Consider the following 2244-nt stretch of genomic DNA (forward strand, 5'->3'; position numbering starts at 1 on the left):
CGATGCTGCTCGTCTTTACGGTCGGGTTCGGAGAATCGACACTCAACCGCTCGTCGAGCAGGTCGTGCAGGCCGGCGGTCTCGGCCAGTCGCATCACCGGCACCAACCCTGCGGCCGACTCGAGGTTCGGGTCATCGAAAACGGGCGTGACGGTGTGAGATGCTTTCACCTGCGAGATGCCTCTGTTCTGGTGCCGGAATCTTGGTGTGGTAACTCAGATTCTCCTGCCCTACAGGGGCTCTCGCGTTCTACGACACGCTCACACCGTCACATCACCGGTGGATCCGGGCTGAGCCGCCCGAACCAACCCCACCACATTCATTGGCTGGCCGTACGCAGTTCTCAGCGCCGTCGAGGTGTCGGTCATGCGCTCCTGGCTGCCATCGTGGACAGATGGCCAACCGAGCCTATCGAAGTAGTCACCTTCACCGCCGACACTGCTGGAGGAGCCCCGGCCCGCCGGCTCTACGAAAGCCATGGGTTCTCCTGCGTCGGGGCGAGTGGTCCTGCTCCCGACGGTAATCCGAGGGACCTCTATGTATTGCGGCGCGACAGCACGTAGCGGAACGCTGCGACCGGTTGCTTCCTCGTTGTCAACGGTGAATAGAGTGCACCGGTGATTATCGCCGTGGAAGGGCCCGGTGCCGCAGGGAAGACCACATGGTGCCGCGCCACCGGCTGACCCCAACCGGCCGTGACCAGGTTTCGCGACCTCGGCCTGCTTGACCCAGGTCCGGAGCACTTGCACGAACGATCGACGCTAGAGTTCCGATATGCGTCTGCTCCGCGGTACCCCGCCCAATCGTTCGCTTCACATCGATGCCGGTGTCTTCCGCACTGCAGCACAGGACCAGGGATTCCTTCTTGACGAGTCCCAGTTGGGTGCCGCATCGGCCCTCGCGGTTGGCACAGAGAACCTGTATCTGTGGGGTCCTGTCGGACGAGGTAAGAGTTGGCTTATGGCGACATACTTCGCTGCGCTGCCGACCAATCGGAAGATGCGGATTCACTTCCACGAGTTCTTCCGGGACCTGCATCTGGCCATCCGGCGGCACAACAACAATCTCGCGGCGGCTTTGAATGAGCTGCTTCACGACGTGGATCTTGTGTGCTTCGACGAGTTTCACGTCCATGACCCGGCGGATGGCAAATTCATCGCCCGTCTCCTACCTGCGCTCTTGGATCGGCGGATCAGGCTGATCCTGACGTCCAACTACCCGCCACGCTCCCTGATGCCCAACCCCCTGTTCCACGATCTCTTCATCCCCACCATTGAGTTGATCGAGCAGTCCTTGACGACCCTCGCTGTCGAGGGGCCTGTCGATTACCGCACCATGTCTGGCCACGAGTCAGGGTTCGCCGCTGGTTGGTGGGTTAGCCCAGACACGGAAGAACAACGGCAACGGCTCGGCCTGACCTCTCCAACCGCTGGTGAACGCAGAACACTCACTCCTGCAGGACATCCTGTATACGTCAGCCGTGCGGAAGGTCGATGCATCTGGGTCGATTTTGCTGATTTGTGTGGGAGCACTACCGCCCCAATCGACTACCTTGCCTTGACCAAGGGGTTCCGCACATGGGTCATTGGCGAGGTCCCCGATCTTCGAACCGCGGGACGCGAACCTGCACAACGTTTCGCCAATGTTGTCGACGTGCTGTACGACCGCGACATCACTACGATCTTTCTCGCCGCCACTTCGCTGAAAGCGCTCACCGACAGCTCCCAGCTGCCCGTTGACATCGACCGAATCAAGAGCCGACTCGGTCAACTCCGCCAGAACGAGATCGATGCCACCGCGTCGTCGAGGTGAACCGTCTGTGTTGGCAGTGGCACCTGCGGGCCGGCTCGCCGAGACGGCATACGCCATGCGGCAAATGATCACCACCTCGGCATCGGTGGACAGCGTGCGGGCGCACTGGTTTTCGGACTCGGAATTCGATTCCGGTTACCCGATGCGGCTGTTGACGTGGGCTCGGCCGGCCGGCCGTGCATCCTGCGTTCCTCGTCGAAAGTGAGGTTGGTGGCAGCGATGTCGAGGAAGAAGCGTCGGGGCTTGTCCTTCGGAGTGCTGCCTCGATACAGGCATCCACCCCCCCGGAACGCGTCCTGCCCCTACCGGTCACCCAGGGTCCCGTAGTTGTTGACCGTCAGGGCGGTGACCTGCTATTTCATCCTTCCAGGATCAGGCCGACGGCCTGATACGGGTCTGCTGCCAGGCGTCGGCAGGCGCGGGCGATGTTCGA

2 protein-coding genes and 1 pseudogene are annotated in these 2244 nt (G+C 61.8%); 2 read left to right on the forward strand and 1 reads right to left on the reverse strand.

The features are described 5' to 3' along the window. Positions 1-169: pseudogene (locus tag LDQ05_RS20005) on the reverse strand (IS1380 family transposase); the annotation flags it as partial. Positions 170-190: 21 nt separating this feature from the next. On the opposite strand from LDQ05_RS20005, the gene LDQ05_RS19975 reads away from it, so the two are divergent. Both LDQ05_RS19975 and zapE read left to right on the forward strand, forming a co-directional pair. After that, positions 191-562 (forward strand): GNAT family N-acetyltransferase, encoded by a 372-nt coding sequence (locus tag LDQ05_RS19975; protein ID WP_226438601.1) that lies wholly within the window; start codon positions 191-193, stop codon positions 560-562. A 211-nt stretch (positions 563-773) separates the two neighbouring features. Further along, entirely contained in the window at positions 774-1811 is a 1038-nt protein-coding gene (zapE, locus tag LDQ05_RS19505) for a cell division protein ZapE (protein WP_226438600.1), read from the forward strand. The last annotated feature ends 433 nt before the right edge of the window (positions 1812-2244 follow it).

The sequence above is a fragment of the Rhodococcus yananensis genome, assembly GCF_020515525.1.
Lineage (GTDB): Bacteria > Actinomycetota > Actinomycetes > Mycobacteriales > Mycobacteriaceae > Rhodococcus > Rhodococcus yananensis.